13 protein-coding genes are annotated in these 14,746 nt (G+C 73.2%); 2 read left to right on the top strand and 11 right to left on the bottom strand.

The annotated features are described in order from the left end of the window. Positions 1-243 precede the first annotated feature (243 nt). Positions 244-1,485, bottom strand: coding sequence for a glycoside hydrolase family 26 protein (locus tag ACGF2Y_RS30085; RefSeq protein ID WP_392953962.1), 1,242 nt, complete (start codon positions 1,483-1,485; stop codon positions 244-246). 123 nt (positions 1,486-1,608) lie between these two features. Then, positions 1,609-2,898 (bottom strand): cytochrome P450, encoded by a 1,290-nt coding sequence (locus tag ACGF2Y_RS30080; RefSeq protein ID WP_392954053.1) that lies wholly within the window; start codon positions 2,896-2,898, stop codon positions 1,609-1,611. A 258-nt stretch (positions 2,899-3,156) separates the two neighbouring features. On the opposite strand from ACGF2Y_RS30080, the gene ACGF2Y_RS30075 reads away from it, so the two are divergent. After that, entirely contained in the window at positions 3,157-3,624 is a 468-nt protein-coding gene (locus ACGF2Y_RS30075) for a tyrosinase family oxidase copper chaperone (protein WP_392953959.1), read from the top strand. Positions 3,625-3,643: 19 nt separating this feature from the next. Then, positions 3,644-4,507, top strand: coding sequence for a tyrosinase family protein (locus tag ACGF2Y_RS30070; protein WP_392953956.1), 864 nt, complete (start codon positions 3,644-3,646; stop codon positions 4,505-4,507). A 67-nt stretch (positions 4,508-4,574) separates the two neighbouring features. On the opposite strand, the gene ACGF2Y_RS30065 is transcribed toward ACGF2Y_RS30070, so the two are convergent. The 9 genes from ACGF2Y_RS30065 to ACGF2Y_RS30025 form a co-directional block, all read right to left on the bottom strand. Further along, a complete protein-coding gene (locus tag ACGF2Y_RS30065; protein ID WP_392953950.1) occupies positions 4,575-4,868 on the bottom strand; it encodes a chaplin in 294 nt (97 codons plus the stop codon). Positions 4,869-5,007: 139 nt separating this feature from the next. After that, entirely contained in the window at positions 5,008-6,156 is a 1,149-nt protein-coding gene (locus ACGF2Y_RS30060) for a GNAT family N-acetyltransferase (protein WP_392953947.1), read from the bottom strand. Then, positions 6,153-6,827, bottom strand: coding sequence for a lipopolysaccharide biosynthesis protein (locus ACGF2Y_RS30055; RefSeq protein ID WP_392953944.1), 675 nt, complete (start codon positions 6,825-6,827; stop codon positions 6,153-6,155). The genes ACGF2Y_RS30060 and ACGF2Y_RS30055 overlap by 4 nt, the downstream gene beginning before the upstream one ends. Next, complete coding sequence (locus ACGF2Y_RS30050) at positions 6,824-7,960, bottom strand: glycosyltransferase (RefSeq protein ID WP_392953941.1); 1,137 nt, start codon at positions 7,958-7,960, stop codon at positions 6,824-6,826. Before ACGF2Y_RS30050 ends, ACGF2Y_RS30055 begins: the two co-directional genes overlap by 4 nt. Continuing rightward, complete coding sequence (locus ACGF2Y_RS30045; RefSeq protein WP_392953938.1) at positions 7,957-8,769, bottom strand: polysaccharide deacetylase family protein; 813 nt, start codon at positions 8,767-8,769, stop codon at positions 7,957-7,959. Before ACGF2Y_RS30045 ends, ACGF2Y_RS30050 begins: the two co-directional genes overlap by 4 nt. Continuing rightward, positions 8,759-10,489: a murein biosynthesis integral membrane protein MurJ gene (murJ, locus tag ACGF2Y_RS30040; RefSeq protein WP_392953937.1), complete on the bottom strand. Its 1,731-nt coding sequence runs from the start codon at positions 10,487-10,489 to the stop codon at positions 8,759-8,761. The genes ACGF2Y_RS30045 and murJ overlap by 11 nt, the downstream gene beginning before the upstream one ends. Continuing rightward, complete coding sequence (locus tag ACGF2Y_RS30035; protein ID WP_392953934.1) at positions 10,486-11,859, bottom strand: O-antigen ligase family protein; 1,374 nt, start codon at positions 11,857-11,859, stop codon at positions 10,486-10,488. The genes murJ and ACGF2Y_RS30035 overlap by 4 nt, the downstream gene beginning before the upstream one ends. A 2-nt stretch (positions 11,860-11,861) precedes the next feature. Further along, the gene (locus tag ACGF2Y_RS30030) at positions 11,862-13,340 is read right to left on the bottom strand and encodes a sugar transferase (protein ID WP_392953932.1); all 1,479 of its coding nucleotides are present in this window, start codon (positions 13,338-13,340) and stop codon (positions 11,862-11,864) included. Continuing rightward, positions 13,337-14,512, bottom strand: a complete 1,176-nt coding sequence (locus ACGF2Y_RS30025; protein WP_392953930.1) for a glycosyltransferase — start codon at positions 14,510-14,512, stop codon at positions 13,337-13,339. The genes ACGF2Y_RS30030 and ACGF2Y_RS30025 overlap by 4 nt, the downstream gene beginning before the upstream one ends. Between the last annotated feature and the right edge of the window lie 234 nt (positions 14,513-14,746).

Raw genomic sequence — 14,746 nt, 5'->3', positions numbered from 1 at the left:
CCCTCTGTAGGTTTCCATGGTCGCGCGTCGCCCCGGACCGCGCCCGGTGCGCCCCGTGTACGGTCCCGGAGCGGTCCGTCCCTCGTCCGGCGGTGTGACGGAGCGGACCGTGCCGCGTTGGTGGTGGTGACAAGCGGTTGCTCGTCCCCTTCCCTCCGCGTCCCCTTCTCTCCGCGCTGGACCCGTGTGGGCGGACGGCTCCGGCTCCGCGAGGAGGGCCGGAGCCGTTTTGCGTACCCGGGGTCAGTAGCGGAGGCAGATCTTGCGCTCCCGCAGCCACTGGCCCAGCCAGTCGCCGAACGGCACGGTGACGCACCACTCGCGGGTGGGCGGCACCTCTGTTCCCGGCGGTGTGGGCGTGGGCGAGGGCCTCACCGGTGAGGGCTGCGCGGACGGCGGGACCGTCGGGGACGGGGCCGGATCCGTCGGCGTGGGTGTCGGTGTCGGTGTCGGGCTGGGCACGGGCACGGCGGGCGCTGCCATCTTCGTCAGCATCGTCCGGAAGACCTTCGAGGACCGAGGATTGCTCCCGCACTGCCAGACGCCGTGCGGGCAGTAGTCCGTGATCGTCTGGTAGAGCGGCTCGTGCCGGTCGATCCACTCCAGCATCCGCCGCATGTACTCGGGGTTGTCGCCGTTACGGAAGAGCCCCCACTCCGGGAACGAGATGGGCTTGCCGTGCTCCGCGGCGAAGTCGACGTGCTTCTGGAGCCCGTACGGGTCGGTGATCTGGTCGTCGAAGGTCTCGCCGGGAGGCTGGTCGTAGGAGTCCATCCCGATGATGTCGACGACGTCGTCGCCCGGGTAGCACTCGGTCCACGGCACCGCGTCCAGCCCCCGGCTCGGCGTGAAGTCGAAGCGGAACTCCTGGCCGGGCACCGCGCGCATCGCCGTGACGATCCGCTCCCAGTACGCCTTCCAGGACGCGGGGTCGGGGCCGCACCGATGGGTGTACGTGGTGCCGTTCATCTCCCAGCCGAGCACGATCACGGTGTCCGGAACGCCCAGCCCCACCAGGCGCTCCGCGAGCCGGGTGAAGTGCTGGTCGTAGTCCCCGGCCGCGCCCGCCCGGAGCAGCGTGCGGACCTCGTCGTCCGGGACCCGCCCCTCGTTGCGCTCCAGCATCGGCACGTTGAGGACGAACATCCGGTCCTGCTCCGCCCGTCTCCAGTCCGCCCAGGCGTCGAGGAAATCGGGGGCGCCCTCGATGTTCACCCACAGGTCGCCCGGCAGGTACGTGTGCCCCACCCGCAGCTCCGCCCCGCCGAGCCAGCGCGACAGACCGGCCATCCTGCGGACCCCGGCGGGCCCGTAGTCCAGATACGCGCCGTGCGCCGTGCTGTTCCCCGCCCCCGGCGGGCCGGGAGAGGCACCGTCGACGGAATCGGTGCCCTGCGACGACTGGCCCGCGATGCCGCCACCTGCCAGGAGGCTGAGAGCGGCCGCCGCGATAAACGAAACGATGAGACGGCGCTTTGCCGGCATTGCTCCTCCTGGCTGGGGTGAATTCCGGCCGGTTCGGCCCGATGGGGAGAGAATTTCATCATCATGCACCGGCGGCATGTGCAGGAGCCCATTTATCGTATTCCGCGTTCGCGGACGTGCCGTTCAGGTGAATGTGGGGCCGAACGTGAACGGCAGCGAACCGACCCGGTTGTCGAAATTCGAATCGACCAGCTCCGGATCTCCCAGATTCCGCATGACGGGCCGTCGGCCGATCAGTTCCCGGAACAGGGCGGTCATTTCGAGGCGGGCCAGATGCGCTCCCAGGCAATGGTGCGGACCCCCGCCGCCGTATCCCAGATGGGGATTCGGCGACCGGGTGATGTCGAAGCGATCCGGATGGGTGAAAACCGCCCCGTCACGATTGGCCGACGCATAGATGAGAGCGACTTTCTCCCCCGGGAGGAAGGTGCGGCCGCCGAGTGCGTATTCAGCGGTGACAGTCCTGCGGAACTGGATGATCGGCGTCGAATGCCGGACGATCTCGTCGACGGCGCCGCCGATGTACCGGTCGAAGTCGTCGCGCAGCAGCTCCCGCTGCTCCGGATGCCGGTCGAGCAGGAACAACCCGTGCGCGATGGCGTTGCGGGTCGTCTCGACCCCGGCCACCAGCAGCAGCGAGAAGAAGGCCCCCAGCTGCCGCCCGGACAGCGCCTCGCCGTCGATGTCCGCACGCACGAGCGCCGAGACGAGGTCGTCCTCGGGGCGACGGCGGCGCTCCCGGGCGAGCCGTCCCATGACCCACTGCATCCGGGCCAGGGACGCCAGCCCCCGGCCGGGAATCCGCAGCCGGGCCCGGCCCCGGCGCTCGACTCCGACGTGCTCGGAGGCGTGGTCGATCTGCTCCGCGATCCGCGCCCGGTACGCCTTCGGGATGCCCATCAGGTCGCAGATCACCTCCAGCGGCAGCCGCGAGGCCGCCGACGGCATGAAGTCCCCGGGCCGCTCGGTGATCAGCTCGTCGACCAGCCGCCCGGCGAGCCGGCCGACGTTCTCCTCGACGTCCGCCAGCAGCCGAGGGGTGAACCGCCGCGAGATGATCCGCCGCAGCGCCGCGTGCTCGGGCCCGTCCATGTTGACCATCGAGTTCCCGAACAGCGCCTTCGCCCAGCCGGCCGGCTCCGGGGTGGTGACCCCCGGGGCGCTCGCGAACACCTGGGGCGTCCGGCTCGCGGTCCGCACGTCGGCATGGCGCACCAGGGCGTGGAACGGCTTGCCGGAGGTACGCGCGGTACCGGGCCGGGGAGTGAACAGGACCGGCGCGTCCAGCTCCCGCAGCAGGGCGAACGCCCGGAGTCTCTCGGGGCGCGGCAGCCGCCAGAAGGCCGGGTCGGCCAGATCGACGTCCGCCGCGCGCGGCGCACGGTTCCCGGACAGCTGGTACGGCACGGTCATGCCCATCACCTCCACGGTTCGCCAGGCCATGTTCCGGTCCGCCGGCCGCGCGGACCCTCCCGACGCGGCCCGTCGCCGCCGATGGCCTCGCACCCTCACGCGTTTGACGGAACGCGGCCACCGCGTGTGCTCCGTACGCCGTACGCACGAGAACTGTTTCGCCACCGCCTCGTTGTCAACATCGCCACCAGAAGCACCTCGGACGAGTTAACGAGTCGCGTCGGCCAGACGCGTCGACGAGAGGCAGGTAGTCATCTCATGAGCCCCACCCCCGCGAAACCGGGCGGCACCCGCGTTCCCTCCCGCCGGATCGTCCTGCGCGGAGCCTTCACCGCCGCAGTGGTCACGGGCACCGCGGTCGCCCTGCTCCCGCTGTTCGACCGTGAGCAGGCCGACACCGCCCGGCCCGCGCCGGGAGCCGATGGCACCGGATCCACGGCGGAAGAGTTCGCCGAGATGTACCGGGGCCGGGAGATCCGGGGGACGGCGAGCGTCCTCGTCCCCGCCGGAGCCCCGGACGAGGACCGGCCGGCGTTCGCCGCCGTACCGGCCACCGAGATCCGCATCGACGGCAGGCCGCTGCACGTCATGAGGCGGGCGGACGGCACCTATCTGAGCGACGTCCGGCACTACGAGTCGTACCCGACGCTGCTGGAGACGGCCCGCGCCGCCGTCGACGAGCTCGGCACCGCCCGACTCGCGCACCCCGTCGCGCACCGCATGTGAACCAGGAGGACCAGCACCGGTGTACACCCGCAAGAACCAGCGCGACCTCACGCGCACCGAGAAGCGCCGGCTCGTCGACGCGATCCTGAAACTGAAGCGCTCGGGCCGCTACGACGACTTCGTCGTCATGCACCGGGAGTACTACGTCATGGACACCGAGCGCCGGCCGCGCCCGGCGCACATGACGCCGTCGTTCTTCCCCTGGCACCGCCAGTACCTGCTGGAGTTCGAGAAGGCGCTCCAGGGCGTCGACGCGGGCGTCAGCGTCCCGTACTGGGACTGGACCCAGGACAACAAGCCGACGTCCTCGCTGTGGGCGGAGGACTTCCTCGGCGGCAACGGCAGGCTCGGCGACCGCCAGGTCACCACCGGAGCGTTCGCCTACGAGGCGGGCAACTGGAGCGTCGGCGCCGGAGTCACCGACGAGCACTACCTCACCCGCAACTTCGGCCGGCCCGGCCGCAACCCGGTCTCCCTGCCCACCAAGGACGACGTGGCGCGGGCGCTCAAGGACCCGGTCTACGACACCGAGCCCTGGAACAGCATCAGCACCGAGGGCTTCCGCAACCGCATCGAGGGCTGGGGGATCCGGGGCGTGCGCACCGTGGGCCTGCACAACCAGGTCCACCAGTGGGTCGGCGGCCCGATGGCGGGCGCGGCCTCCCCCGAGGACCCGGTGTTCTGGCTCCACCACTCCTTCATCGACCTGCTGTGGGATCGATGGCGCAAGGCGCACCCGAAGTCCGCCTACCTGCCGGGCCGCAAGCCCGCCTCGCCCGGCCCGGACCGTGACCGCGTCTTCGGCATCGACGAGGCGATGCCCCCCTGGGGCGTGACCCCGAGGGAACTCCTCGGCCACGGCACGCTCTACCGCTACGCCTGAGCGCGGACGAAGGAACGGCCGGCCCTCTCCGTGAGGAGGGAGCCGGCCGTTCCGGAACTACGGGAGATCAGCGGCCGTAGCCGTAGTCCCCGCCGCCGCCGTTGCCGCCGTCGTGGCCCCCGGAGGCGTTGACGCAGGTGTTGCCGAAGGCCGGGTTCAGGAGGCCGATCACGTTGATCGTGTTGCCGCAGAGGTTCACCGGCACGTGCACCGGGACCTGGACCAGGTTGCCAGAAGCGACACCGGGGGAGGCGGCGGCGACGCCCTGCGCGCCGGCGTCCGCGGACGCCATGCCGGCGCCGCCGGCGATCAGCGCGCCGGTGCCGGCCATGACAGCGGCGACCTTCGTCATACGAGACATTGAGAACTCCTAGTAAAGAAGGGGGGTGTGCTGCGGACACGAGGCCCGCACCCCCTGTCAACGCGGGAGACGCCGGACGGTAACGGATCTGCCCACAGGTGATGTCTCCGATGCCGCTGTCCGGCGTACGCCCGCCGCGTCAGCGCCCGATCGCCGCGAGCCCCGTGAGCCGCTCGTGCCAGTCCCGAGCCGCCGGGAACCGGGCCTTCACGGTCTCCACGGCCCGCTCCCGCACCGCCACCTGCGACTCGCGCAGCCGCAGCAGCGGCTCAAGACCCGGACGGGCCAGCAGCAGCCGCTGGTTGACCACGGGCACCGGCCCCCAGTGGTTCTTGTAGCTCTCCGCACCGCGCAGCAGGCTCAGCACCTCGCGCCCGCCGTCCGAGGCCTGCTGGGCGACCTCGCGCAGCAGCATCGTCGACACATCGATCTTCCGCTCGCGCAGCGCCGGATCGGCGCCGTACAGATAGCCGCCCGTCAGCCGCCCGGACTGCAACGACAGGTTGGACGCCACCACCTCGCCGTTCAGCCGGAACTCCGTGATGGCCGCCGTACCGTCCCCCGCCATCCGCCCCACCGACCGGATCAGATGGTCCGAGAACCGCGCCCGGAGATGCTCGGGATTGACCGTCCGGCCCGCCCATTGCCTCTCGTGCAGCCGCAGCAGCGTGCCGACCGCCGCCGGCACCCCGTCCTGCGGGATCCGGTGCGCCTCGACGCCCAGGGCGTCGACCTTGCGCAGCTTCGAGCGCAGCCGCTGACCCTTCGAGCCCGTCAGCCGTGCCACGAGGTCGCCCAGCGGCTCGGCCGGAAGCTCCATGCACGTCGAGTCCGTGAGCCTGCTCCGGGCTCCCGGCCACCGCCCGAACAGCAACTGCGCCGACGCGTCCGGCCGGACCTCCCGCAGGTCCACCACGGTGTGCCGGGCCGCCCGGTCCAGACCGCGCCCCAGCGCCCCCACCGCGTACCCGGCCTCCTCCTGGTCCAGAAGGATGTCGAAGAAGTCGGAGACGGCTCCGCCCATCGGGACGAGCAGCGGCATCGGACGGTGCACCAGCATCAGCGGCGCCGCCCCGATCAGCCGCCCCGACCGGCGGACCAACAGCACCCGCAGCCGGCCCTCCTGGCCGTAGGAGATCCACCACGAGTGCAGCCAGGCGTGGCTCTGGAACGGGGTGGCGGTGGCGCAGCGGCGGTGCAGGGCGTCCCACTCCCCGGCGAGCGCGCCGAACTCCCGGAAGTCCCGGCACAGGGTCACGGCGAGGCCGCCGGCCCGGTGCGCCGTCATCGGACGAGCTCCCGGTCGTCCTGGGCGACGCCGCCGCCCTCCGCCGTCGGACCGGGCACCTGGGCCGACACGCTCCAGCCCGCCCGGCGCGGCCGCACCAGCAGCACGAGACCGCCCAGCAGACCACCCGCGGCGGCCCCCACGGCGGTGCCCAGCGGCACCGAAGGCGAGACCGGCTGGTCCGGTGTCATCGCATGGGTGAACTTGATCAGCTTCACACCGGTGTCCTTGGAGACATGGCCGCTGCTCACGATGACGGCCTCGATGACCGCGTTCGCGATGTCGGCGGCCCTCTGCCGGTTCTCGGACGTGCCGGTCACCGCGATCATCGGCGAGTCGGGGGAGGTCTCCGACCGGACATGGGACCGCAGTTCGCGCACCGGCTCGCCCGCTGCGCCCTGGGCGTACGAGAGCGTCGCGTCGCTCGTCGTCAGCCGCCCGTACGACTGGGCGTACCCCAGCGCCGCCGAGGGATCCGTCTCCGCCTCGGCGACCGCCATCGCGTAGCTGGTGGCCTCGTACCGCGGTGCGGCGAGCGCACCGTACGAGAGCCCGGACGTGGTGCCGATCAGCACGCAGACGGGCAGCGGCCACCAGTGCGGCAGCCGGGTGAGGGCGGTGCGCAGCCGACGGACGACCAGGTGTCGCTGCTGCTCGGGTGACTCGGTCATGAAAAGGTTCTCCGGTTCGGTGGGGCGGTGTCGAGGGCGTACGCGTACACGTCCATCAGGCGCTCGCTGCTGCGCCTGATGTCGTAATGGCCGACGGCCCGGGGCGGCGGCTGCCGGACCGTACGGGCCTGTATCCGCTGGCGCAGCCGGGCCGTCAGCTCCTCGGGGCTTCCGGCGATCCGGGTCGCCCCCGGGGCGTGGGCGGCGGGCAGGTCGTCGATGGCCGGGCAGGCGTCGTGGAGCACGGGCAGTCCGGCGGCGAGCGCCTCCACGGCGGCCAGGCCGAAGGACTCCTCGCGGGACGTGGAGACAAAGGTGTCCAGGGCGCTGAGCAGCGCCGCGACACCCGGTACCGGACCGTCCCCGGCCTCGTCGCACTCCCCGAGGAACCGGATCCGGTCCACCGCCCCGAGACGGAGGGCCAGCGCGCGCAGCGCCCCGGCCTCCGGTCCGTCCCCGGCCAGCAGCAGGCGGGCCTCCGGCAGCGCCGCGACCGCGCGGATCAGCACGTCGAACCGCTTGCCCGGCACCAGCCGTCCGACCCCGCCGACCACGAACGCCTCGTCGGGGATGCCGAGTTCCGCCCGTACGGACGCCCGCCGCTCCCCGTCGAAGCGGAACCGGTCCGCGTCGATGCCGTTGGGCACCAGCCGGATCCGGTCGGCGGGCACCCCCCAGTCCCGCAGCCTGCCGGCCACGGTGGAGGAGACGGCGACGGTCGCGGCGCCGAGCCGTTCGGTGGAGAGGTAGAGGGCACGGATGCCCCGGGTGAGCGGGCGTCCCTCGATCTCGGCACGCCCCAGGGAGTGTTCGGTCGCCACGGTGGCCCGTGCTCCGGCGAGCCGGGCCGCGACCCTGCCGTACACACAGGCCCGGTACAGATGGGTGTGGACCAGGTCGTAGCGGCCGTCCCGGATCAGCCGGGCCAGCCGCCCGACGGCCGGCAGATCCCGGTTGCCGCGCATCCCGAGGTGGGTCACCCGGATCCCGTCGGACCGCAGCTCCTCGGCGACCGCCCCCGGGTTGGTGAGCGTCACGACATCGCACTCCACCGGCAGATGACGCAGCAGCAGCCGCAACTGCCGTTCGGCGCCGCCGACCCCGAGCCCGGTGATGATGTGCAGCGCCCTCATCGCGGACCGCCCGCCCGCACCGGCCCGGCGGCCAGGGAACCCGCACCCGGCGCGGCCACCTGCCGCAGCCCGTGCCGCAGATCCTTCGCCCACAGACGCACGCCCCGGTCCGCCTGGCTGATGTGGGTGCGGGGCAGGGCGAACCGGCTGAGCAGCGGGCCGGGAGCCAGCGCGCAGCCGTAGCCGTAACCCGCCGTACGCGCGGCCTCCGTGACCCGGCGGTCGAGGATGCCGTACGGATAGCAGAAGCCGGCCGGGAGCGAGCCGGTGAGCTCGCCGATCAGCTCCCGGCTGTGGGCGGTCTCCCGGTGCAGCTCCTCGTCCGAGAGCGCCGTCAGGTCCTGGTGGTACAGGCCGTGCGAGCCGACCTCCATCCCCGCGGCGGCGACCCGCCGGACGTCCTCGTGGGTGAGCAGCGGCTTGCGCGGACCCAGCGGATCCCACGTGTTGACCCCGCCGGGCCGGCCCGGCAGGACGAAGACCGTCGCCCGGCAGCCGTGCCTGCGCAGCACCGGCAGCGCCTCGCCGAGGAAGTCCGCGTACCCGTCGTCGAAGGTCAGCCCGACAAGACCGCGCCGCCCCGCCGCCCCCGCGCGCAGCAGCTCCCCCACCCCCACCCCCGTCAGCCGCCGGCTGCGCAGCCAGGACAGCTGCTCGTCGAGGCGCTCGGGGGAGACGGTGATGCCGTACGGATCGTCGCTCGGGTCCGTCACCGAGTGGTACGTGAGGATCCACGGCTGACGGCGGGTGTGCGGGCGGAGCCGGGACGAGGGGGCGTCGGCGCAATGTGCCGAGGATTCAGCGGCCATCAAGGAACCTCCGTCGGGTGAGTGCCAGCAGGGATACGACCTCGGGCGAGCGCAGGGCGAGCCCGGTCAGGAAGAACACGGCGGGGACGAGGAGACACCCGGCGGCGAGACTCAGCACCGCGTCGGCGATGACGGGGGCGAACGCCCAGCCGGCCACGCCCGCCGACAGCGACGCCCCGGCGAGCCGGCCCAGCGAGAGCGCCACGGCCCGCGCCCGGATCGGCACCACCCGGGTCCCGAGGCCCATGAGGAGCAGCAGCGCCGTCGTGCTGATCCCGATCGCGTTGGCGGTCGCGATGCCGTCCACGCCGAAGCGGTACGTCAGCGCGTACCCGGCCCCCATCGTGACCAGCAGCCCGGTGCCCATGGCGAACGCCGGGAACCAGGTGGGCCGCCCCGACGAGAAGAACGGCCGGCTCAGAGCGCCGACCAGACAGTGCCCCAGCAGCCCCAGCGCGTACACCCGCATCACCTGCGCGGTGGAGTCGGTGTCCGAGACGTCGAACGCGCCGCGCTGGAAGAGCACCTCGATGATCTGGGGCGCGTAGCCGAGGACGACCGCCGTGCCGAGCAGCACCACCATCCCGGCCAGCGCCAGGTCCCGTTCGACCCGCAGCCGGGCCTTCTCCCGGTCCCCGGCGGCCATGGCCTGCGCGACCACCGGGAAGGTCACCGTGCAGATCATCAGCGACAGCACCATCGGCATCTGCGCGACCTTCTGCGCGTAGTTCAGATGCGAGATCGCGCCCGCCGGCAGCGTGGAGGCCAGGAACCGTTCCACCAGCACCTGGGACTGACGGCTCACCACGAACAGGACCACCGGGGCCAGGACCGCGAACCCCAGGAGCGGAGCGGTCCGAGCGGCCCGCCGCCGCAGCCGTCCGAACCTCGGCAGCCGGGGGCGGCCGATCGGCACCAGCCGCAGGAACATGGGCAGTTGGGTCAGGATCATCAGCGCACTGCCGACCGCGACCCCCATCGCCGCGGCCCGTACCCCCCACGTCGCGTGCAGGGCCAGCGTCATCCCGATGATGCCGAGGTTGTACGCGACATAGACCCCCGCGGGCGGCAGGAAGCTGCGGTGCGCGCGCAGCGCGGCGCTGAAGTAGCCGGTGATCCCGAACGTGAGGACGGTGACCGCGGTCAGCCGGGTGCAGTCCACCGCGAGCCGCGGATCGGCGAGGCCCGGGGCCAGCACGCGCACGACCCACGGGGCGCCCGCGATCAGCAGTGCCGCGCCGCCGGATAGCAGCAGGAACAGGCGGGGGAGCGTGGCCGCCACCAGATCCCGTACGGGGTCGGAACCGGGTTCGCCCCCGCCCGCCGCCCGCCGGGTCAGGGCGAGGCTGAAGGCCGGGACGAGCAGCAGCGCCATCCCGTCCTCGATCAGCAGCGTCGCCGCCATCTCGGGCACGGTCCAGGCGATGAGGAACGCGTCGCTGGCGTGGCTCGCCCCGAAGTACCGGGCGATGGCCTGGTCCCGCACCAGACCGAGGACGGCCCCCAGCACGGTCAGTACGGCCGTGGCCGCCGCCGCGCGGGCGAGAAAGGACCCGAGCCGGGGCGCTTCGCCGCTGTCCGTCCGCGGTGGTGCGCCGGGGCCGATGGGCCCTTCGGGTCCTGCTCCGGGGGCCGGGAGCAGCGGCGGGGCGTCCGCCGCGTCCGCCGGGCGCGGCTCGGCCTCCGTCCCTGTCCCCGTCCCCGCCCCGGTGTCGCTCATGCGGCGCTCACCCGGTCCGGCTCGGCCAGCGCCCACCAGGCGGCCAGCCCCAGGATGACGCCGCTCAGCACCGTGGTGGGCCCGCCGATGTCCGCGTACAGGAAGTTGACGCTCTGCCAGGTCATCAGGGCCACCGCCGTCAGACCGCAGTCCATGGCCGCGTCCGCGCGCGAGCGGGCGATGCGCAGTCGGCGGATCGCGCCCACCAGGATCGCCGCCCAGCTGCCGACCAGCGCGGTCAGGCCGATGAGGCCCTGTTCGCTGAGGACGAGGAGATACATGTTGTGCGGCGACAGGAGGGCCTGGCGACGGTACGCCTGGCCCGCCCCGGCGGTGTCGCTGCCGGAGGAGAGCCCGATGGAGGCGTGTCCGTCGCGGTGGTCGGGAAAGCCCTTGAGGCCGACCCCGGTGGCCGGCTGCTCGCGCCACATCGCGCCCGCCGCACTCCACATCGCGTAGCGGTCGCTGACCGAACGGTCCGGGGTGCTGGCCACCCGGGTCACGCTGGCGGCCCGCTCCGCGATCATCTCGGAGCCGATGCCGAACCCGCCGACCAGCACCACCCCGGCCGCGACCGCCACGGCCAGTGACATCAGCGCCTGCCGACGCCCGGTCAGCACCAGGGCGACGAGGATCGCGACGGCCGTGGCGATCCACACGCCCCGGCTGAACGACAGCGCCAGGGGCACGATCAGCGCGACGGCGAGGACGGCGGCGCCCGGCCGCAGCCAGGCCGGGGTGTTGCCGGGCGTGCGCAGGGCGCAGGCCGCGGCGGCTAGCAGCCCGTAGGCGACGACGGTCGCCATCCCCATGATGTCGCTGGGCCCGAAGGTGCCGACCGCCCGGATGTCCTCGCCCATGTAGGAGGCGCCGGTCCCGGTGACGTACTGGTGGACGCCCGTGACGCCCTGGACGACGGCCAGCAGCACCAGCGAGCCGGCGACGATCCGGAACCCGTGTGCGTCCCGGAGCAGCAGACACACCGCGATCGGTACGAGGACGAATACCTGGAGATAGCGGACGAGCCCCGGCAGGGCCGCCGCCGGGTCCGCCGCGGTGACCGTGGCCACCGCGAAGCCCACCGCCGGCAGCCCCAGGACCAGCGCGGCGGCGGCGCTCAACGGGCGCCGGCGCAGATACAGCAGCCGACCCACGCACACGAGCACCGCGAGGCCGGAGGCCAGGTCGGCCGGTCCGACCGCCGGGCCGCCGCCCCCGCCGGACACTCCGTGGGGCAGGGCGGGCAGCAGGACGGCCGCGGCCAGCGGCAACAGCGGCCAGCGGCTCCGCCAGCCGCCCCACGGGGGGCGGAAGGCGGTGCGGGGCCCGGCCGGCGGCGTCGGCACGGGCGGGGTCAGGACAGCGGCCATGATCAGCTGCCTCCGAGCCGGAACAGGGAGCCCGCGGTCCGTGCCAGCACGCACGCGTCCTGCCACAGCGACCAGGTCTCGATGTAGCGGTTGTCGAAGCGGGCCCGCTCCTCGATCGAGGTGTCGCCCCGCAACCCGTTCACCTGGGCCAGACCCGTGAGGCCGACCGGCATCCGGTGGCGGGCCTGGTAGCCGGGATGGGCGCGGCTGAACTGCGCGACGAAGAAGGGTCGTTCGGGGCGGGGCCCGACCATGCTCATGTCGCCGCGCAGGACGTTCCACAGTTGCGGCAGCTCATCGAGGGAGGTTCGGCGCAGCACGCGGCCGACCCGGCTCATCCGCCCGTCGGACGCGACGTTCCAGCGGGTGGCCGACTCCTGGACGTCGGCGCGCAGCGTACGGAACTTCAGCAGGACGAAAGGACGTCCGTGCCGGCCGATGCGCTCCTGCCGGAAGATCACGCCCGGCCCGTCGGAGAGCCGCACGGCCAGGGCGCAGGCCGCCATCACCGGGGCCGCCAGCAGCAGACCGACCGAGGCCAGGACGGCGTCCATCGCCCGCTTCACGCCATGGCCGATGGGACGGTTCGTCCCGTCGTGCAGCGGCTGGGCGGTGAAGCCCCACAGATGATCGGGGCGGCCTCCGGCCGGAGGTCCCGCGACGGCGCCGGGTCCGGTGACCAGCCACACCCGGCAGCCGTGTCCGGTGAGCAGGGTGAAGAGAGTGTCTCCGTCCGGGGTGGCCTCGGGCGGGGCCGTGAACACCGCGTGCCGCACGCTGTTCTGCACGACGGCCCGCCCCACCTCCTGGGGCGAACCCAGGACCGGCAGTGGCACGGAGTCGCAACCCGTCGCCTGTTTCTCGTCCCCGGCCGCCGGGGCGGCGACCAGACCGACCGGCCGCAGCCCGTACGCGGGATGGCCGTACAGCGTCGCCGTCACCTGACGGGCCAGCGGCCCCTGGCCCACGACCAGCGTGGACAGCGGACGGCGGACGGCGGCCCGCCGCCGCGCCCGGTAGACGGCCGCCCGTCCCGCGCAGGTCAGCGCGGTCTGCGTGGCTGCCCCGTACGCGAGCACCGCCCAGCCGATCGCCTGCTGCGGGGCCCAGGCGTCCAGCACCTCCATGGTCACGTACCACTGGAGGAGGGTGAGACCGAGGAGCGCGGGCAGTTCGGAGAGGACCGAGGGGGACAGGCGCATCCCGTACAGGCCGCGCCGGGCGAAGAACAGCACCTGCGCCACCGCCTGGACGGCCACCAGCAGCCAGGGCCACGAGACCGGGACGGCCAGGGCGAACGTCACGGCCGGGGCCAGGGCGTCCACGCACAGGAGCGGCACGAGACGGCCGTACCGGACGGCCCGGCGCTCGCCGGGCTGCGCCTGCGCACCGCCGCCGCTTCTTCGCGGCGGATGAACCGTGTGAGCCTGTACGGCTGTTGCCTGGCCGGCGCCGGGAACCGGTGCACTCTCCATCGTCATCGCTCGGTGCGCTTCCTCGTCGTGGGGCGGGACATGCCGACAAGTTCCTCGTAGAGACCGGCAACCGCCCCCGCGGTCCGTCGGACGTCGAAGGCCGCCCGGGTGTGGCGCAGGGCCCGGTGGGACACCGCCTCGCGCAGTTCCGGGTCGGTGAGCAGCGCGGTCAGCGCCGCGGCCAGTGCCGCCGGATCCTCCGGCGGTACCAGACAGTGGTCCTCGTGGCCGGGCGGCAGGCTCTCCCGCGCCCCGTTCACGTCGGTCATCACGACGGCGCGGCCGCAGGCCATCGCCTCCAGCGGGGCCAGCGCCATGCCTTCCCACCGGGAGGGCAGCACGAGGACGTCCGCCGCGTGGATCCACGGCCGAACGTCCTCGCAGGCTCCGGTGAACAGCACGCCCGGCGGGGCCGACTCCTCCAGCCCTTCCCGGTCGGGCCCGTCGCCCACCAGGACCAGCCGGGCCGCGGCCACCGGCATCCGGCGCCAGGCCCGCAGGAGGACGTCCTGCCCCTTCTGCCGGGTCAGCCGGCCGACACAGACGACCAGCGGAGCGTCCCGGCCGACGCCGTCCAGCAAGGGCAGTGAGGCGCGGGCCGCCGCCCGGTCCTGGTGGCCGCCGGGGCGGAACCGGTCGAGGTCGATCCCGTTGTGGATGACCGACCAGCGGGCCGCGATGCCCGCCTCCTGGCCGGTGCGGCGTTCGGACTCGCTGACGCACAGGATGTGATCGGCCCAGCGCGCGCCGAACCGTTCCCAGCCGAGTGCGAGTTCCGCGGTGCGTCCGCCGACGGCCTCGAACGACCAGGCGTGCGGCTGGAACACCGTGGGGACCCGGCCGCGCACCGCGATCCGGCCCGCCAGTCCCGCCTTGGCGCTGTGGGCGTGCACCACGTGCGGGCGGCTCGCGCGGACGATCCGGCGCGCGGCGGCGACCTCACCGGCCAGCCGGGGCCCGGGGGCACGGGTGACGGACCAGTCGTGGACCTCGGCACCCGCTGCCGCCGCCCCGAGGGCCAGCGGACTCCCGGGCGGACAGGCCACGACGGGGCGTAGCCCGGACCCGGCCTGGGCCCTGACGAGATCGGTGACGACCCGGGCCACTCCGCCGTCCACGGGCTGAACCAGATGAAGGACCGTCAATTGTCTTTCTTGAGTGGGACGCATGTGCAGCACGCACGGCTCTCTTCGCTCAATCCGGTGAGTAAAGCCGAAGTGCACTTTGGCAGAGATTATGGCGAAATCATGCGTGTGACTCGCTCATACGACCACATGGGGAGTGCCGGGACGACAGGACCGTCCGGGTGGTCGCGCGACGGAATCCCGCAGGGCCGCGAAATCTTCGGCGTCAGGCGGCGAAATGGCTTGCGGAGCGCGGCCGTACGGAATTGAGAGGGCTTCGCGCGCGGA

The sequence above is a fragment of the Streptomyces sp. NPDC048142 genome, assembly GCF_043202835.1.
In the GTDB taxonomy this organism is placed as follows: Bacteria; Actinomycetota; Actinomycetes; order Streptomycetales; family Streptomycetaceae; genus Streptomyces.
This window is presented reverse-complemented; position numbering and strand designations above follow the sequence as displayed.

What these genes read in the sequence shown, in the direction of transcription:
- ACGF2Y_RS30085 (WP_392953962.1), bottom strand. Translation starts at nt 1,485, where the DNA reads ATGCCGGCAAAGCGCCGTCTCATCGTTTCGTTTATCGCGGCGGCCGCT.
- ACGF2Y_RS30080 (WP_392954053.1), bottom strand. Translation starts at nt 2,898, where the DNA reads ATGACCGTGCCGTACCAGCTGTCCGGGAACCGTGCGCCGCGCGCGGCG.
- ACGF2Y_RS30075 (WP_392953959.1), top strand. Translation starts at nt 3,157, where the DNA reads ATGAGCCCCACCCCCGCGAAACCGGGCGGCACCCGCGTTCCCTCCCGC.
- ACGF2Y_RS30065 (WP_392953950.1), bottom strand. Translation starts at nt 4,868, where the DNA reads ATGTCTCGTATGACGAAGGTCGCCGCTGTCATGGCCGGCACCGGCGCG.
- ACGF2Y_RS30060 (WP_392953947.1), bottom strand. Translation starts at nt 6,156, where the DNA reads ATGACGGCGCACCGGGCCGGCGGCCTCGCCGTGACCCTGTGCCGGGAC.
- ACGF2Y_RS30055 (WP_392953944.1), bottom strand. Translation starts at nt 6,827, where the DNA reads ATGACCGAGTCACCCGAGCAGCAGCGACACCTGGTCGTCCGTCGGCTG.
- ACGF2Y_RS30050 (WP_392953941.1), bottom strand. Translation starts at nt 7,960, where the DNA reads ATGAGGGCGCTGCACATCATCACCGGGCTCGGGGTCGGCGGCGCCGAA.
- ACGF2Y_RS30045 (WP_392953938.1), bottom strand. Translation starts at nt 8,769, where the DNA reads ATGGCCGCTGAATCCTCGGCACATTGCGCCGACGCCCCCTCGTCCCGG.
- murJ (WP_392953937.1), bottom strand. Translation starts at nt 10,489, where the DNA reads ATGAGCGACACCGGGGCGGGGACGGGGACAGGGACGGAGGCCGAGCCG.
- ACGF2Y_RS30035 (WP_392953934.1), bottom strand. Translation starts at nt 11,859, where the DNA reads ATGGCCGCTGTCCTGACCCCGCCCGTGCCGACGCCGCCGGCCGGGCCC.
- ACGF2Y_RS30030 (WP_392953932.1), bottom strand. Translation starts at nt 13,340, where the DNA reads ATGACGATGGAGAGTGCACCGGTTCCCGGCGCCGGCCAGGCAACAGCC.